Raw genomic sequence first — 568 nt, forward strand, 5'->3', positions numbered from 1 at the left:
ACTATGGAGGAGGCACTAAAGATACTTTTATCTTTAACTGAAAGTGTTGCTATGAGACTCAGAGATAGCAATAGTTTATGCCGTCTTGTAGTTGTAAGTATTAAAACTAATGAATTTTCGCACTATTCCCATCAAAAGCAGCTAAATAATTCAACAGATTGTACAAAAGTAATTTTTGAAGGAATAAAAGAAGCCTTTAAAGAAGTTTGGAAAGGCGAAAAAATAAGACAGTTAGGTGTAAGAGTGACTAAACTAAGCAGCAACATGTATTGCCAGGATACTTTATTTGATTACGAAGTAAAGGAAAAGCAAAGAAAGCTTGATAAAACCTTAGATGGTATAAGAGAAAAGTATGGGAAATATAGTGTTATAAGATCAACTTTTTTACATTCAGGAGTAAGGCCAATTAATGGTGGAACAGGATCCCTTGAAGAGTATCCAATGATGAGCAGTTTGTTGTAAGGAAGTGCGTTTAAATGAAAGTAGTGGCTAAAAAAGTTGAGATGATAGCACACTTTAAAGAAGACGGAAAAATAAAACCTCTAAGATTTAAAATAGAAGAAGAAAA

The 568-nt window shown here is 32.6% G+C and carries 1 pseudogene; it reads left to right on the top strand.

Annotated features, from left to right (window positions below):
- Positions 1 to 462: pseudogene (locus tag COL3_RS26780) on the top strand (DNA polymerase IV); the annotation flags it as partial.
- Positions 463 to 568: the final 106 nt, after the last annotated feature.

Origin of the sequence: Clostridium sp. LS (assembly GCF_002760435.1) — a bacterium.
In the GTDB taxonomy this organism is placed as follows: domain Bacteria; phylum Bacillota; class Clostridia; order Clostridiales; family Clostridiaceae; genus Clostridium.